Raw genomic sequence first — 14,361 nt, 5'->3', positions numbered from 1 at the left:
GCAATCAGAGGAGATCTGCGCTGCATTATGCATAAATAACGACGTATTATTTCTGATTTAGGCTATTTTTGTTGATCTCTTTCACAGATTAACCCTACAGGCCGGATAAAATGACCCCGCTTTCAATGAATGAAAGGAAACGACGATGGAAAATAACAATCGGTTAATGCCGCATATCCGGCGGACAACCCATATTATGATGTTTGCTCACCGCAACTGCTTTGACTTCCATATTTTCAACGCCCGCTAGCCTTTAGCGCCGCAGCGCGCCTGCCGTTTCTCAGCGAAAATTCCACATGATGTCCTAACGGGGTTACGCCTGAGAATGTGCGCCTCTTTTTTGCCATAAAACCCATGATAACCAGCGTGTTAGCTGGCAGGGTTTTGTCTGGCAAAAATAAAATCAAGGTTATTTCCCGCGTTTATTATGCGGCGGGAAACTTTTGCCTAAAAATAATAAAGCAATTTCCGCAAGGAAATAGCGCGGGATTGCTTTGCCTGAAATAAGGGATCACCATGCAAGCGTTAAAAATTGGCGTCAGCCGTTTATGCCCGGACTGTTTTTCAACAGAACGGGAAATCATTAATATTCACGACACCGACTATATTGATATTGCCGCCGCGGTTATTGCCGTCAGCGATATTTTCCAGGGCATTATCGATGAAATAGAGATGACCGGCTTCGGCGTGCCGGTATTTGTGGTGTGCCAGCCTGAGGAGCGGGTGCCAGCGGAGTATCTGGCGCGGATTTCTGGCGTGTTTGACTATAACGAAACGCACCGCGACTACTATGGCCGCCAGCTTGAAGCCGCCGCGCAGAAGTATGAAACCGCGCTGCGCCCGCCCTTCTTTCGCGCGCTGGTCGATTACGTGAATCAGGGCAACAGCGCGTTTGACTGCCCCGGCCACCAGGGCGGTGAGTTTTTCCGCCGTCACCCCGCCGGAAACCAGTTTGTGAATTTCTTCGGCGACACGCTGTTTCGCGCCGACTTATGCAACGCCGACGTGGCGATGGGCGATTTACTGATCCACGAAGGCGCGCCGTGCCTCGCACAGCAGCACGCCGCGCAGGTGTTTAACGCCGACAAAACGTATTTTGTGCTGAACGGCACGTCATCCGCCAATAAAGTGGTGCTTAACGCGCTGCTTGCGCCCGGCGATCTGGTGCTGTTTGACCGCAATAACCATAAGTCGAACCACCACGGCGCGCTGTTGCAGGCGGGAGCCACGCCGGTCTATCTGGAGACCGCGCGTAACCCGTACGGCTTTATCGGCGGCATTGATGCCCACTGCTTCGACGAGCGCTATCTGCGCAACCTGGTGCGCGAAACCGCCCCGGATCGCGCTGCGATGGCGCGGCCCTTCCGCCTCGCCGTTATCCAGCTCGGCACTTACGACGGCACTATCTACAACGCCCGCCAGGTGGTCGATATCCTGGGGCCGCTGTGCGATTACATTCTCTTCGACTCCGCCTGGGTGGGCTATGAGCAGTTTATTCCGATGATGGCGCCCTGCTCGCCGCTGCTGCTGACGCTTAACGAAAACGATCCGGGCATCCTGGTCACGCAGTCGGTGCATAAACAGCAGGCCGGATTTTCTCAGACGTCACAAATACATAAAAAAGACAGCCATATCAAAGGACAGCCGCGTTATGTGCCCCACAAGCGCATGAATAACGCCTTTATGATGCACGCCTCCACCAGCCCCTTTTACCCGCTCTTCGCGGCCCTCGACATTAACGCGCGGATGCATGAAGGCGAAGGCGGACGCCGCATGTGGATGCGCTGTGTGGAGAATGGCATCGACGCACGCAAGATGATTTTCGACAACTGTCGCGCTATTCGCCCCTTCGTTCCGGCGACGGTCGATGGCCGCCCGTGGCAGAGCTATGAGACGCAGGAAATTGCCTCCGACCTGCGATTCTTCCACTTCGTGCCCGGCGAGCGCTGGCACGCCTTTGAGGGCTACGCGCCGCACCAGTATTTTGTCGACCCGTGCAAGCTGCTGCTCACCACGCCGGGCATCGACACCGCAACCGGCGAATATGAAGCATTCGGCGTGCCTGCCGCCGTGCTCGCAAGCTATCTGCGCGAAAACCATATCGTCCCGGAGAAGTGCGACCTGAACTCGATCCTGTTCCTGCTCACCCCGGCAGAAGAGATGAGCAAGCTGCAACAGCTGGTGGCGCAGCTGGCGCGTTTTGAAAAGCTGCTGGAGAGCGACGCGCCGTTAAGCGAGGTGCTCCCGACACTCTGGAAACAGCATCAGGCCCGTTATGACGGGTATACGCTGCGCCAGCTCTGCCAGGAGATGCATGATTTCTACGCCAGCCGCAACGTGAAGCAACTGCAAAAAGAGATGTTCCGTAAGGCGTATTTCCCCCGCGTCGCCATGAGCCCGCAGGCCGCGAATCATGCGCTGATCCGCGGCGAGGTGGAGCTGGTGCGGCTTGACCAGGCCGAAGGCCGCATCGCGGCTGAAGGCGCGCTACCTTACCCGCCCGGCGTGCTGTGCGTGGTGCCCGGCGAAATCTGGCGCGGCGCGGCGCTGCGCTACTTCCAGGCGCTGGAAGAAGGGATCAACCTGCTGCCGGGCTTCGCGCCGGAATTACAGGGGGTCTATGTCCAGGAGAACGACGGTCGCCGCCAGGTGTGGTGCTACGTCGTCACTACGCGTCCGGTCACGCAGAGCCGCACAGAAGGAGCGTTATGATGAGCAAATCCAACAAAATGGGCGTCGTGCCGCTGACCATCCTGACGATGGTCAACATGATGGGCTCGGGCATTATTATGCTGCCGACCAAGCTTGCCGAAGTGGGCACCATTTCGATTATCTCCTGGCTTGTGACTGCCGTCGGGTCGACCGCGCTGGCCTGGGCGTTCGCGAGGTGCGGGATGTTCAGCCGTAAAGCGGGCGGCATGGGCGGCTACGCGGAGTACGCGTTCGGTAAGTCGGGCAACTTTATGGCCAACTATACCTACGGCGTGTCGCTGCTTATCGCTAACGTCGCCATCGCTATCTCTGCGGTCGGCTATGGCAGCGAACTGTTCGGCGCGGCGCTGACGCCGGTGCAGACCGGCCTCGCCACGATGGGGGTATTGTGGATTTGCACGGTCGCCAACTTCGGCGGCGCGCGCATCACCGGCAAGCTCAGCAGCATTACCGTCTGGGGGGTGATTATTCCGGTGGTCGGGCTGTCGGTGATCGGCTGGTTCTGGTTCAGCCCGTCGCTGTATGCGGACTCCTGGAACCCGCACCACGTGCCGTTTTTCGACGCGGTGGGATCGTCCATCGCGATGACGCTGTGGGCCTTTCTCGGGCTGGAATCGGCCTGCGCCAACACCGAGGTGGTGGAAAACCCGGAGCGCAACGTGCCGATTGCGGTACTGGGCGGCACGCTCGGCGCGGCGGTGATTTATATTGTTTCCACCAACGTGATTGCGGGCATTGTGCCAAACCTGAGCCTCGCGCACTCCACCGCGCCGTTCGGGCTGGCGTTCGCGCAGATGTTCACGCCGGGCGTCGGGAAAATCATCATGGCGCTGATGGTGATGTCCTGCTGCGGTTCGCTGCTCGGCTGGCAGTTTACTATCGCTCAGGTGTTCCGCTCCTCCGCCGACGCGGGCTATTTCCCGAAAGTGTTCTCACGGCTGAGCAACGCCGAAGCGCCGGTAAAAGGGATGCTGACGATTGTGATTATCCAGAGCGCGCTGTCGTTGATGACTATCAGCCCGTCGCTCAACAAGCAGTTCAACGTGCTCGTGAATCTGGCGGTGGTGACCAATATCATCCCGTATATTCTGTCGATGGCGGCGCTGGTCATTATTCAGCAAGTAGCGAACGTGCCGCCGCGCAAGGCGAAGCGGGCCAATGCGGTGGCCCTGGTGGGCGCGATTTACAGTTTTTACGCGCTCTACTCTTCCGGCCAGGAGGCGATGCTGTACGGCGCGATGGTGACGTTTATGGGCTGGACGTTATATGGGCTGGTGTCACCGCGTTTTGAATTAAACAACAAGCACGGCTAAAAAAAGCCCGGTGGCGCTGACGCTTACCGGGCCTGTGAGATCAATGTATAACGGCAACCCGAGGGTTGCCGTTATTACGTCAGTGCCAGAGGGAGCTGACGCCCGCCCCGCAACGCTTACGCGTTTTTCAGCACTTCGCTGACGATTTCTACCGCTTCTTTCTCAATCTGCTTGCGGTGCTCTTCGCCGAGGAAGCTTTCGCAGTAGATCTTGTACGCGTCTTCGGTGCCGGAAGGACGCGCCGCGAACCAGCCGTTCTCGGTCATCACTTTCAGGCCGCCGATGGCCGCACCGTTACCTGGCGCAGCCGTCAGACGCGCGGTGATCGGGTCGCCTGCCAGCGTGCTGGCGCTGACCATCTCCGGAGAGAGTTTAGAGAGCGCCGCTTTCTGCGCTGAGGACGCGGAAGCCTGCAGACGGTTGTAGCTCGGCGCGCCGAAACGCGCGGCGAGTTCGTCATAGTGCTGCTGCGGGTTTTTGCCGGTGACCGCGGTGATTTCCGCCGCCAGCAGGCACATGATGATGCCGTCTTTATCGGTGGACCACGGCGTGCCGTCAAAGCGCAGGAAGGACGCGCCCGCGCTCTCTTCGCCGCCGAAGCCGAAGCTGCCGTCGTAGAGACCGTCAACGAACCATTTAAAGCCGACCGGCACTTCCACCAGCTTACGGCCCAGCGCATCGACCACGCGGTCGATCATCGCGGAAGAGACCAGCGTTTTGCCGACGGCCACGTCCTGGCCCCACTGCGGGCGATGCTGGAACAGATAGTTGATAGCGACAGCCAGATAGTGGTTCGGGTTCATCAGCCCCGCCGGAGTGACGATGCCGTGGCGGTCGTAGTCCGGGTCGTTGGCGAACGCCAGATCGAATTTATCGCGCAGCGCCAGCAGGCCCGCCATCGCGGATTCCGAGGAGCAGTCCATCCGGATAGCGCCATCTTTATCGAGATGCATAAAGCGGAAAGTCTGATCTACCTGATCATTAACGAGGGTGAGATCGAGCTTGTAGTACTCGGCGATGCGCTTCCAGTATTCGATGCCGGAGCCGCCCAGCGGGTCGACGCCAAGCTTCAGGCCCGCTTTCTGGATAGCGGCCATGTCGACGATCTCCGCCAGCCCTTCGATAAACGGCTGCACCAGATCTTTTTCCTGAATACGACCGCTCGCCCAGGCGTCATCCAGCGAAATACGCTTCACGCCTTTCAGGCCGTCCGCCAGCAACGCGTTGGCGCGGTTTTCGACCACTTTGGTGACGTTGGTATCCGCCGGGCCGCCGTTAGGCGGGTTGTATTTGATGCCGCCGTCGTCCGGCGGGTTGTGCGACGGCGTGATGACGATGCCGTCGGCCTGCGCGCCGCCGCGTTTGTTGTGTTCAAGGATGGCGTTAGAGACCGCAGGCGTCGGCGTGTAACCGTTGTTGTCCTGCACGATGATATCGACGCCGTTCGCCGCCAGCACTTCCAGCACGGAGATAAACGCGGGCTCGGAGAGCGCGTGCGTATCTTTACCGACGTAACACGGCCCGGTGATGCCGTTTTTGGCGCGCTCTTCGGCAATCGCCTGGGCGATGGCCAGAATGTGCGGCTCGTTAAAACTGTGACGCGCGGCGCTGCCGCGGTGGCCGGAAGTCCCGAACTTCACCGCGTGCTCCGCATTACCCACCATCGGCTTCAGCACATAGTACTGCGCGGTCAGCTGGGCGACGTTAATTAAATCACTCTGTTGTGCAGGCTGTCCCGCACGGTTATCGACTGCCATGGCCTGGTCCTTCTGACGCAAGAGTTAAATGGTGCCGCAAACCTTCTCAATCAATTCCGCCGGGAACTGCATGGTCTGCATGATGTGTTCAATCATGCTGCATTTGCGGCCTGTATTCGTGTTCGTGATAACCCAGAACGGCGTCCCCGGCACGTGGCGGGGTTTCGTCTGGTTGCCACTTTGCAGCAGCGTTTGCTCATCGCCTGCGAAATAGACGCGGGTACGACCGTGTAACGATTCGGTCGCGTCGGCAAACGCGTCTGCATCCAGTGAATAGAGTGTAGACAGCACCAGCATAAAACGATTGACCGCGCGTTTTTGTTCGGCGTATTCATCCGACAGCAGCAGCTCGCGCATGGCGCGAACGCGATCGCGCGCCGGGTTGGCCGGTTTTTCAGCGGCGGGCGCGACGGTTTCGGGAAGCTCTGCTTTGGCGGGTGTAGCAGCGACGTGCGAGGCGGCGGAAAACTTCAGCATGCGCCGTAAAATGTCGGACGCGCTTTCGCCAATATGCAGGGTGTGGCTGGCAATGTAGCGATACAGCTCGTCATCAACTTCAATCGTTTTCATCTTAATCCAGTGCGATTTCTTTTCTGAATACAAGTCATTGGGATTATAGAGTTAAAACCCAACAGCGGATAGCGTCAAACCAGGAAGGCCGCAAAAGTCGGAATTAACTGGAACCTTGCAGCCGGGCGGCAGAATGGTCAACATGATAACCTAACCTGTCAGTCGCCAAAAAAGAACTTTGCCATGAAATTAAATACCCGCACGCAATCTGCGCAACAACCGACTCAAAATACACCGATTGTGTTAATTCACGGGCTGTTCGGGAGTCTCGATAACCTCGGCGTGCTGGCCCGCGACCTGGTGCAGGATAATGACATCGTGCAGGTCGATTTACGCAACCACGGCCTTTCTGCGCGTAGCGAGGCGATGGATTACCCGGCGATGGCGCAGGATATTCTCGACACGCTGGATTCGCTGGGACTGAATAAGGTGATTCTTATCGGTCACTCGATGGGCGGCAAAGCGGCGATGGCCGTCACCGCGCTTGCCCCGGAGCGCATCGAAAAGCTGGTGGCGATTGATATCGCGCCGGTGGATTATCAGGTGCGCCGCCACGACGAGATATTCGCGGCCGTTAACGCGGTGAGCGATGCGGGCGCGACCTCCCGCCAGCAGGCAGCGGAAATCATGCGCCAGCATATCGCGGAAGAAGGCGTGATTCAGTTTCTGCTGAAGTCGTTTGTCGACGGCGAGTGGCGCTTTAACGTGCCGGTGCTGTGGGAGCAGTATGCGCATATCGTCGGCTGGCAGGCGATCCCCGCCTGGCACGGCCCGGCGCTGTTTATTCGCGGCGGCGCGTCGCCTTATGTGGAAGAAGCGCACCGCGAGGCGCTGCTGGCGCAATTCCCGCAGGCCCGCGCGCACGTTATCGCGGGGGCCGGTCACTGGGTTCATGCCGAAAAACCGCAGGCGGTGGTACGCGCTATCCGTCGTTTCCTGGAAACTGATTAAAAACAGACCGACCGGCGCCGTCGCGCGCCGGATGCGTTGGCGCGCTTCGCTGCCTCATGTATGATGGCGCGCTGAAATACCGTCGGGACCGCCCCGACAGCCTGTTTCCCCTGTCTATACTCATACCATGGCAAAAGAACAAACGGACCGCACAACGCTCGATCTCTTCGCGGATGAACGCCGTCCGGGCAGACCGAAAACCAATCCGCTGTCGCGAGATGAACAGCTGCGCATCAATAAGCGCAACCAGCTTAAGCGCGACAAAGTTCGCGGGCTTAAGCGCGTGGAGCTGAAGCTGAACGCCGACGCCGTGGACGCGCTGAATCATCTGGCGCAGGCGCGTAATATCAGCCGCAGCGAGCTGATTGAAGCCATGCTCCTCGCTCAGCTGCAGGCCTTGCAGGAGTAAGGTCTGGTCTGAATTTTACCCAAAAGGACGGGGCAATGTAGCAGAGAGTGCACCCGGCGCCTGATACCGTTTCCGCACCTTCGCCTGTTCTGCTATGATTGCCCTATCTGTGGGCGTTATGCCAGCACCATCACATTTAGATTCAAGAGGTTATTCTTCTTATGGCAATCGTAGGCATCTTTTTCGGCAGCGACACCGGCAACACCGAAAATATCGCAAAAATTATCCAGAAACAGCTCGGGAAAGACGTTGCTGAAGTGCATGACATTGCTAAAAGCAGCAAAGAGGATCTGGAAGCGTTCGATATTCTTCTGCTTGGCATCCCGACCTGGTACTACGGTGAAGCGCAGTGCGACTGGGACGACTTTTTCCCGACGCTGGAAGAAATTGACTTCAACGGTAAGCTGGTTGCGCTGTTCGGCTGCGGCGACCAGGAAGATTACGCGGAATACTTCTGCGACGCGCTGGGCACCATTCGCGATATTATCGAGCCGCGCGGCGCGACTATCGTTGGCCACTGGCCGACCGAAGGTTATCACTTCGAAGCGTCCAAAGGTCTGGCGGATGACGATCACTTCGTCGGCCTCGCGATTGACGAAGATCGCCAGCCGGAGCTCACCGCAGAACGCGTTGAGAAGTGGGTGAAGCAGGTTTCTGAAGAGCTGCACCTGCAGGAAATCATCAACGCCTGATGATAAACGGCGCGGGCGGCCGTCCGCGCCGGTTGATAGATAAAAGCAATGAAAATAATTGCTACAAATTTTTAACTTTCCCTCACTACGCTGTACAATGGCTTCCTTAATTATCAGGCCTTCACGTTAAAAACGCTGGCGGGTCCACGATTTTTAAGCTCTTTTTTGCCGGGTGCTTGCGGTTTTCATTTAGGCATGTCAGTTCTATAATGAGACGCATTCATCTTCGGCGTATCCGATGTATCGCTCCCTTTCGGGACGAGTCGTTAAGCAACAGGACAGATTCCGCATGACTGACAACAATACCGCATTAAAGAAGGCCGGCCTGAAAGTCACGCTTCCTCGATTAAAAATCCTCGAAGTGCTGCAGGAACCGGTCAATCATCATGTCAGTGCGGAAGACCTTTATAAGCGTCTGATTGACATGGGTGAAGAGATTGGCCTTGCCACGGTCTATCGCGTACTGAACCAGTTCGACGATGCCGGCATTGTCACCCGTCACAACTTCGAAGGCGGTAAATCCGTTTTCGAGCTGACGCAACAGCATCATCACGATCACCTGATCTGCCTCGATTGCGGCAAAGTGATCGAATTCAGCGATGAATCTATTGAAGCTCGTCAGCGTGAAATCGCGACGCGTCACGGCATCCGCCTGACTAACCACAGCCTCTATCTGTACGGTCACTGTGCCGATGGCGACTGCCGCGAAAACGAACACGCGCACGAGGTCGGCGAGAAATAACGCTCGTCATACCGCCTGCTCCAAAGCCGACCTGTGTCGGCTTTTTTATTGTCTGAAAACCAGAGACTGAAAATACAGCTGTACTATTTTAGATAAAAAACACTGCGCTGCGTATTTTAATACAGCGTACAATGCTTAATTAAACCATATCTATTTTATTAAATTGAAATTCAGAAAAGATAAATGTCTTTACCGGTCAATCAGTTAGGCAACGAATTATCACGATTGTTCATTTCCTCTTCCCTGCCCCTTATTGCAGCAATAAAAAAGCATCCATTAAGATACAGCAACGACATAATTTTATTTTAAACAAGGTAACCAATATGGTATTACCCTCCAAACCCCTTGCTGAGATTTATCGCATTGCTGATATTTTCAATAGTTACGGTAACTGGTCTCGTGCGGAGAAAAATACGCTGATCCCGCTGCGGGACGGGGAAATCTGTATCATACGCGGCGGTCAGTTCTCGCTGATGCGCCAGAGCGACCGGCTGCTGCTGGAAAAAAGCAGCGCCCCGTCGGTACTGGGCCTGGCCAGAAATTTAGGTAAATCCCAATTCGCAAAATTACAGGCGGATTCAGAATGTCATTATCAGTTAATTCCTTTTGATTATTTCATGCAGGAAATTGAAAAAAATCACTGCCAGTTACATCTCCTGGTTTTGTCCTCATGGATAATTAATATGCTTTGCTATCGCGAAGAGATTATGCTCGGCAGAAACAGCTTTAGTATGATTAAAGCCAATATCGAATGTCTGGCCGCGATGGATGAGTTTATGCGTAACCGGATTAACGTCGCAGATTATATTGTTAAAAAAACCAATCTTTCCCGCAGTATGGTAATGAAAACCCTTTCTCAGTTGCGCAGCGCGAAACATATTGAAATCAGTAAAGGTAAGCTGCTAGCCGTGCATTCCCTGCCTGACGCGCCGTAATACGCCGCCCCGATAAACCTAAAAGCCAGCCCGGAGGCTGGCTTTTTTATTATGCCGTTACGGCTGCAGGTGCTCCGTCCGGCTGTAACGTTTGCCGTCGTGGCTGACGCTGCGCACCTGCACGTCGCCCGTGACGCCCGGCGGTTGCGCGGCGTCATAGCGCTGCCAGCGCGCGCCGCCATCGGTGGAATACTCTACCGTCACGCCAGGCAGGCTGGTGTTCATCTGCAATACGCCTGCGTTAATGCGCGCGCCGGGCACCGGCAGACGGAACTGCACGCCTGCTTTTTCAAGCTTCGGCAATTCGCGGCTGCCGAGCAGATTCGCAAAGCGCGTCCAGTCTCGTTGCAGCGCTTTCACGTCAACCTGATGCGTTTCACCGCCTTTATACTCGCGGCCCGCCTGATAATCCTGTTCCCAGGCGGCGCGGTGCCAGGCGCGCTCCGCAACGGCCAGCAGACGTGGGTACATCATGTACTCCATCTGTTTATCGGTGCGCACCACTTCGCTCCAGAGCTGCGCCGAGAGGCCATACGCGCCCGGCCAGGGCTTGTCGGATTTGGCGCTGAACGTGTTGCCGTCGCGATCGACCGATGTCTCGGCGTTCTGCGGCAGGTTATCCGGCGCGAAGCTGAAAATCTTCCGCTCATCGCTGAAACGCGTGCCCCAGTAGTAGCCGCTCTCCGCCGGATTCACTTCGTTCGGGAAATCCAGGTAGACATAATCCGGGTTAGAAACCACCACACGGAAACCTTTATTCGCCCAGTCGTTGACGCTGTCAAAACCGCCCCAGTAAAGGGTGTCCCAGAAGTTCACGTTAACGTGCGAGGTCGCAAAGGCGCCGGCGTCTTTCGCATCCTTGAGGCCATCCTGCCAGGCCTGCATGGTGTCGATGCCGTGCGCTTTCACAAGCTTGCTGACCTCAACGCCAAAGTAGCTGGAGAGATGTTCGACATCGGCGACCACGCCGTCCTGCACCATCTTCTGACACACCGGCGAGCGCGCCCAGGGCTTATCCTGGCGACCTTTATCGATAATCCCCTTCCCGGCTTCCGGTTTCGTTTTATCGGTGTAACCGGTGCCAAGGTAGATATTTTTCGCCTCATCGCCGCCAAAATGCCAGGTCGTGAGCGGCTGCCCGGCCTCCCGGTGCATCTGCTGAATTTCGCTGATGACTTTGTCCACAAAACGGCGCGAAGCGTCGAGGCATGGGTTGAGGTAGCCGGTGCGGTTGTAATACTGCACGCCGGTGGTGACCGACGTATCCTGCGGGTCGAGCAGGCGGTACGCATTCGCCTCGTCGGGTTTACCCGCCTTCGCCAGCCGATCGTAGCGTGCCTCCATCGCGATCACCGCCGCACGGGCGTGGGCTGGCATGTCTATTTCCGGGATGACCTCAATCTGGCGCGCCGCGGCGTATTTCACGATGTCGATATAATCGGCGCGGGTGAAATAGCCGCTGCCGTTATTGTTCGTGTCCGGCCCGGAGCCGAGCTGCGGCAGCAGGCAGGTTTTTTCGCTCAGATCGTGGCAGCGTTTTCCGCCGATCTCAGTAAGCTCCGGCAGCCCCGGGATCTCGATACGCCAGCCTTCGTCATCACTTAAATGAAAGTGGAATTTATTCAGCTTATAGGCCGCCATCTGATCGAGCAGGCGCAGTACGGCGGCTTTGGTGTGAAAGTTACGCCCCACATCAAGGTGGATGCCGCGATAGTCAAACCGCGGCGCGTCCTGCGCGTCGAGCGTCGCGATACGCTGCGCGCCCTCCGCCGGGATAAGCGACAGCAGCGACTGCAAACCATAAAACACGCCCGCCCGATCGTAACCGGTAATCACCGCCTCTTTCGGACCGATATGCAGTTGATACGCCCCGGATACCGCCTCTTTACCGCTAAACGCGCGCGTCGCGATGGCCGTGCGTACCGGATAACCCACGCCCGTTTTCACCCCCAACAGCGCGAAGCGCGCATTGATAGCCTCCTGTGACGCGTTATCAAGCGCGGCGAGATCAAGCTGCACGCCCTTTTCGAGAGAGACGTCCTGCCCGTGCAGCCTTACCTGGCGAGGCGTAGGGATAATCTGCCCGCGCAGGCTCCCGGCGTTGAGTATTTTGACGTCGCTGTTTTTGTCAAAGCGCGCCCCGGCGGTCATTAAAATATTTTTATCCTCCGGGGTGCGTTTCCACTGGTCCTTCAACGGGCTGACGAAATCCGTCAGGGTTTCGGTATCGGTGCTGGCGATGACCTTCGGCGCGCCGTCGTCTGCGGTGACGTACCAGCGCGGCAGCACATCGGTGATAAACAGCTGCCAGTATTCATTGACGATTGGGATCTCCACCGAGGCGTTGGCCGGGAAGCCGGTGAATTTGTCCGTCGGTTCAAGCTTATGGAGATCGCCCATCACATGGGTCACCTTAAACTGATCGTTATCGACTTTGAGGATCTGGCGAATGCTGTGAAACCAGATAGTCCAGTTTTTATCGGTCACCGCCTCGCCCGGATTGGTGAGCGTGATAACCGCTTTATTGCAGGAAGCCCAGTCGGCGCCGAGCGCCGCACAGTCGATACCGCGCTGCGCCGCGTGATTATCGGTGATAGCGTAGTTGAGCCCAAACTGGCTGATGTGATCGGCCGTTGACGCCTGCGCGCTGGTGCCCGTAAAGACGCCCATCAGCGCGCCCGCTAACATACTGATCTGTAGATTTTTCATCATTTCGTCCTTTCACTGCCCTTGATGTAAGGCGCTGCGCGCGCCCCTGCGCAATCAGAAAATCGTAAACGGCGCCGTGATGATAAATTTCACGTCGCGCTCGTCCTGGAAGATGTTGCCGTAACCGCCGCCGTAGCTCGGGATGTCGGAATGATTGTCGTATTGCGTGAAATGCAGTTTGAACATCGTGCCTTTGGCGCGACCGTCCTGCAGGGTGTAAACCGCGTCCAGACTGTACGCGGACTCTTTCAGGCGGTAGTCGGCGTCGTAGTAGCCGTCGGTCGTGGGAAGCGTTGAGGGCTTCGCATCCCACGCGTAAACGTAAGAGGCGCCCAGCGCGAAGCCCGGCAAATTCCAGTTTTTCAGGTCATACATTGCGCCGAAGAACACGGCTTTTTCATCGTCAGCGTTAAAATCCGAGCGGTTATCCCACCAGATATCGAGCCGTCCGTTGGAGGAGGCATACGTCGGCGTCATGCGTTGCAGGAAATAGCCCTGTTGCCCTTCGGCGCGCACCCAGGTGCCTTCAAGACGCAGATCGACCGGACCGACCTTATAGCCAAACGTCAGCGCCTGGAGCCACGCGGTGCCGTCGTAAATATCATTAATGGTGCCGCGGCTGGCTTTATCGCGCGCGCCGTAGAACTGATAGCTGGTGGCGAGCGGGTTTCCGGCAAGCGGGAAGCTGTAACTCGCTTTGGCGAAGTACTGATCGACATAGCCCTGCGCCTGGCCGAACGCCGCTTCCAGCACCAGCGAATTTTTAAAATCATATTTCGCGCCGATGGAGTGGAGATAATCCACGCGGGTGGTTCTGTCGTTCTGCCGGAACTTGTCCATCTCCAGATGCCACGGCGACTTGTATTCGTTGGTCCACATGTAAGAAAAACTCAGCGCGCCCGCATCGCCGTAGTCAATATTCGCGCCCGCTTCCGCGCCCTGATACGTGCCGGGCATAAAGCTCCAGTGCGGCGCAAGCAGCGTCTGTCCGGTGGGTTGCAGCCAGCCGGCGCGCGCCCAGACGGAACCATATTTTAATTTACCCGCCGCTTTATAGAGGCTGATGCCGCTTTTATCGCCGGACCAGTCTTCGTCATAGGCTTTATTGCTGGAGGAGAACGCGATTTCGTTCGGATGACCGCTGTCGCCGTTTTCCGCCATTTCAAGCGCGGTAAACGCGGCGATATCGAGCCCGAACATATCGGCGGCGAATCCGGACTGAAAGTCGAGATTCGCGTTCCAGGTGGAGTGGGAAAGGTTGGTTTTATATTTGTCTTCCACGACATCTTTACGGTCGCGCTCGCGCTGCCAGTAATAGATGCCGCCGGTTAACGTGGAGTCATCAATAAACCCTGCGGCCTGCACGCCGGGCGAGCTGCACAGGCCGCCCAGCGCGGTAACGCTGGCGACAGCCAAGGCGACGCCGCTACGTTTGTGTCTCAACGAACGCATGTGAAATTCCTCTTTGACGTAAAAAAATTCGCGTGGCGCAAGGCGCGTAAAGCGAATGAAAAAGTAAAAAAATTGAAAGCGGTGACGAAAACATCCCCCGCGAGAAAGCACTTAAAGAC

The 14,361-nt window shown here is 56.9% G+C and carries 12 protein-coding genes; 8 read left to right on the top strand and 4 right to left on the bottom strand.

Annotated elements, in window-relative coordinates; all coding sequences use genetic code 11:
- The first annotated feature begins 145 nt into the window (after positions 1 to 145).
- From speFL to potE, 3 genes are all read left to right on the top strand, one after another.
- A complete protein-coding gene (speFL, locus tag AFK67_RS22750) occupies positions 146 to 250 on the top strand; it encodes a leader peptide SpeFL (protein ID WP_106503839.1) in 105 nt (34 codons plus the stop codon).
- A gap of 266 nt (positions 251 to 516) precedes the next feature.
- Entirely contained in the window at positions 517 to 2,712 is a 2,196-nt protein-coding gene (gene speF, locus AFK67_RS06220; RefSeq protein WP_007728046.1) for an ornithine decarboxylase SpeF, read from the top strand.
- Complete coding sequence (potE, locus tag AFK67_RS06215; RefSeq protein ID WP_032967497.1) at positions 2,712 to 4,025, top strand: putrescine-ornithine antiporter; 1,314 nt, start codon at positions 2,712 to 2,714, stop codon at positions 4,023 to 4,025. Before speF ends, potE begins: the two co-directional genes overlap by 1 nt.
- Positions 4,026 to 4,141: 116 nt before the next feature.
- Here the strand turns inward: potE and pgm are convergent, their stop codons facing one another.
- Together pgm and seqA are read right to left on the bottom strand one after the other, a co-directional pair.
- Positions 4,142 to 5,782, bottom strand: a complete 1,641-nt coding sequence (gene pgm / locus AFK67_RS06210; protein WP_038884001.1) for a phosphoglucomutase (alpha-D-glucose-1,6-bisphosphate-dependent) — start codon at positions 5,780 to 5,782, stop codon at positions 4,142 to 4,144.
- A 24-nt stretch (positions 5,783 to 5,806) separates the two neighbouring features.
- Positions 5,807 to 6,352 (bottom strand): replication initiation negative regulator SeqA, encoded by a 546-nt coding sequence (gene seqA, locus AFK67_RS06205; RefSeq protein ID WP_032967495.1) that lies wholly within the window; start codon positions 6,350 to 6,352, stop codon positions 5,807 to 5,809.
- Between the two features lie 183 nt (positions 6,353 to 6,535).
- Here seqA and ybfF point away from each other — a divergent pair, with 183 nt between their 5' ends.
- From ybfF to AFK67_RS06180, 5 genes are all read left to right on the top strand, one after another.
- Entirely contained in the window at positions 6,536 to 7,303 is a 768-nt protein-coding gene (gene ybfF, locus AFK67_RS06200; protein ID WP_007728040.1) for an esterase, read from the top strand.
- A 127-nt stretch (positions 7,304 to 7,430) separates the two neighbouring features.
- Positions 7,431 to 7,712, top strand: coding sequence for a LexA regulated protein (ybfE, locus tag AFK67_RS06195; protein ID WP_007756312.1), 282 nt, complete (start codon positions 7,431 to 7,433; stop codon positions 7,710 to 7,712).
- A 161-nt stretch (positions 7,713 to 7,873) separates the two neighbouring features.
- Positions 7,874 to 8,404 carry a flavodoxin FldA gene (fldA, locus tag AFK67_RS06190; RefSeq protein ID WP_015740539.1) on the top strand — a complete coding sequence of 177 codons (531 nt, stop codon included), beginning with the start codon at positions 7,874 to 7,876 and terminating at the stop codon, positions 8,402 to 8,404.
- A 289-nt stretch (positions 8,405 to 8,693) separates the two neighbouring features.
- Positions 8,694 to 9,146, top strand: a complete 453-nt coding sequence (fur, locus tag AFK67_RS06185) for a ferric iron uptake transcriptional regulator (protein ID WP_007728035.1) — start codon at positions 8,694 to 8,696, stop codon at positions 9,144 to 9,146.
- A gap of 323 nt (positions 9,147 to 9,469) precedes the next feature.
- The gene (locus AFK67_RS06180) at positions 9,470 to 10,081 is read left to right on the top strand and encodes a helix-turn-helix domain-containing protein (RefSeq protein WP_007728033.1); all 612 of its coding nucleotides are present in this window, start codon (positions 9,470 to 9,472) and stop codon (positions 10,079 to 10,081) included.
- Between the two features lie 57 nt (positions 10,082 to 10,138).
- Here AFK67_RS06180 and AFK67_RS06175 read toward each other — a convergent pair whose 3' ends face one another.
- Entirely contained in the window at positions 10,139 to 12,790 is a 2,652-nt protein-coding gene (locus AFK67_RS06175; protein WP_038884004.1) for a beta-N-acetylhexosaminidase, read from the bottom strand.
- Positions 12,791 to 12,844: 54 nt separating this feature from the next.
- Positions 12,845 to 14,242 carry a chitoporin ChiP gene (gene chiP / locus AFK67_RS06170; RefSeq protein WP_038884007.1) on the bottom strand — a complete coding sequence of 466 codons (1,398 nt, stop codon included), beginning with the start codon at positions 14,240 to 14,242 and terminating at the stop codon, positions 12,845 to 12,847.
- Between the last annotated feature and the right edge of the window lie 119 nt (positions 14,243 to 14,361).

This window comes from Cronobacter dublinensis subsp. dublinensis LMG 23823 (assembly GCF_001277235.1).
GTDB classification, from domain to species: domain Bacteria; phylum Pseudomonadota; class Gammaproteobacteria; order Enterobacterales; family Enterobacteriaceae; genus Cronobacter; species Cronobacter dublinensis.
Note: the sequence above shows the minus strand (reverse complement) of the source record. Positions and strands in the feature narration are given on the sequence as shown.

Excerpts from the sequence above, each read along its gene's own strand:
- pgm (WP_038884001.1), bottom strand. The coding sequence starts at position 5,782 with ATGGCAGTCGATAACCGTGCGGGACAGCCTGCACAACAGAGTGATTTA.
- speF (WP_007728046.1), top strand. The coding sequence starts at position 517 with ATGCAAGCGTTAAAAATTGGCGTCAGCCGTTTATGCCCGGACTGTTTT.
- fur (WP_007728035.1), top strand. The coding sequence starts at position 8,694 with ATGACTGACAACAATACCGCATTAAAGAAGGCCGGCCTGAAAGTCACG.
- fldA (WP_015740539.1), top strand. The coding sequence starts at position 7,874 with ATGGCAATCGTAGGCATCTTTTTCGGCAGCGACACCGGCAACACCGAA.
- ybfF (WP_007728040.1), top strand. The coding sequence starts at position 6,536 with ATGAAATTAAATACCCGCACGCAATCTGCGCAACAACCGACTCAAAAT.
- seqA (WP_032967495.1), bottom strand. The coding sequence starts at position 6,352 with ATGAAAACGATTGAAGTTGATGACGAGCTGTATCGCTACATTGCCAGC.
- chiP (WP_038884007.1), bottom strand. The coding sequence starts at position 14,242 with ATGCGTTCGTTGAGACACAAACGTAGCGGCGTCGCCTTGGCTGTCGCC.
- ybfE (WP_007756312.1), top strand. The coding sequence starts at position 7,431 with ATGGCAAAAGAACAAACGGACCGCACAACGCTCGATCTCTTCGCGGAT.
- speFL (WP_106503839.1), top strand. The coding sequence starts at position 146 with ATGGAAAATAACAATCGGTTAATGCCGCATATCCGGCGGACAACCCAT.
- potE (WP_032967497.1), top strand. The coding sequence starts at position 2,712 with ATGAGCAAATCCAACAAAATGGGCGTCGTGCCGCTGACCATCCTGACG.
- AFK67_RS06175 (WP_038884004.1), bottom strand. The coding sequence starts at position 12,790 with ATGAAAAATCTACAGATCAGTATGTTAGCGGGCGCGCTGATGGGCGTC.
- AFK67_RS06180 (WP_007728033.1), top strand. The coding sequence starts at position 9,470 with ATGGTATTACCCTCCAAACCCCTTGCTGAGATTTATCGCATTGCTGAT.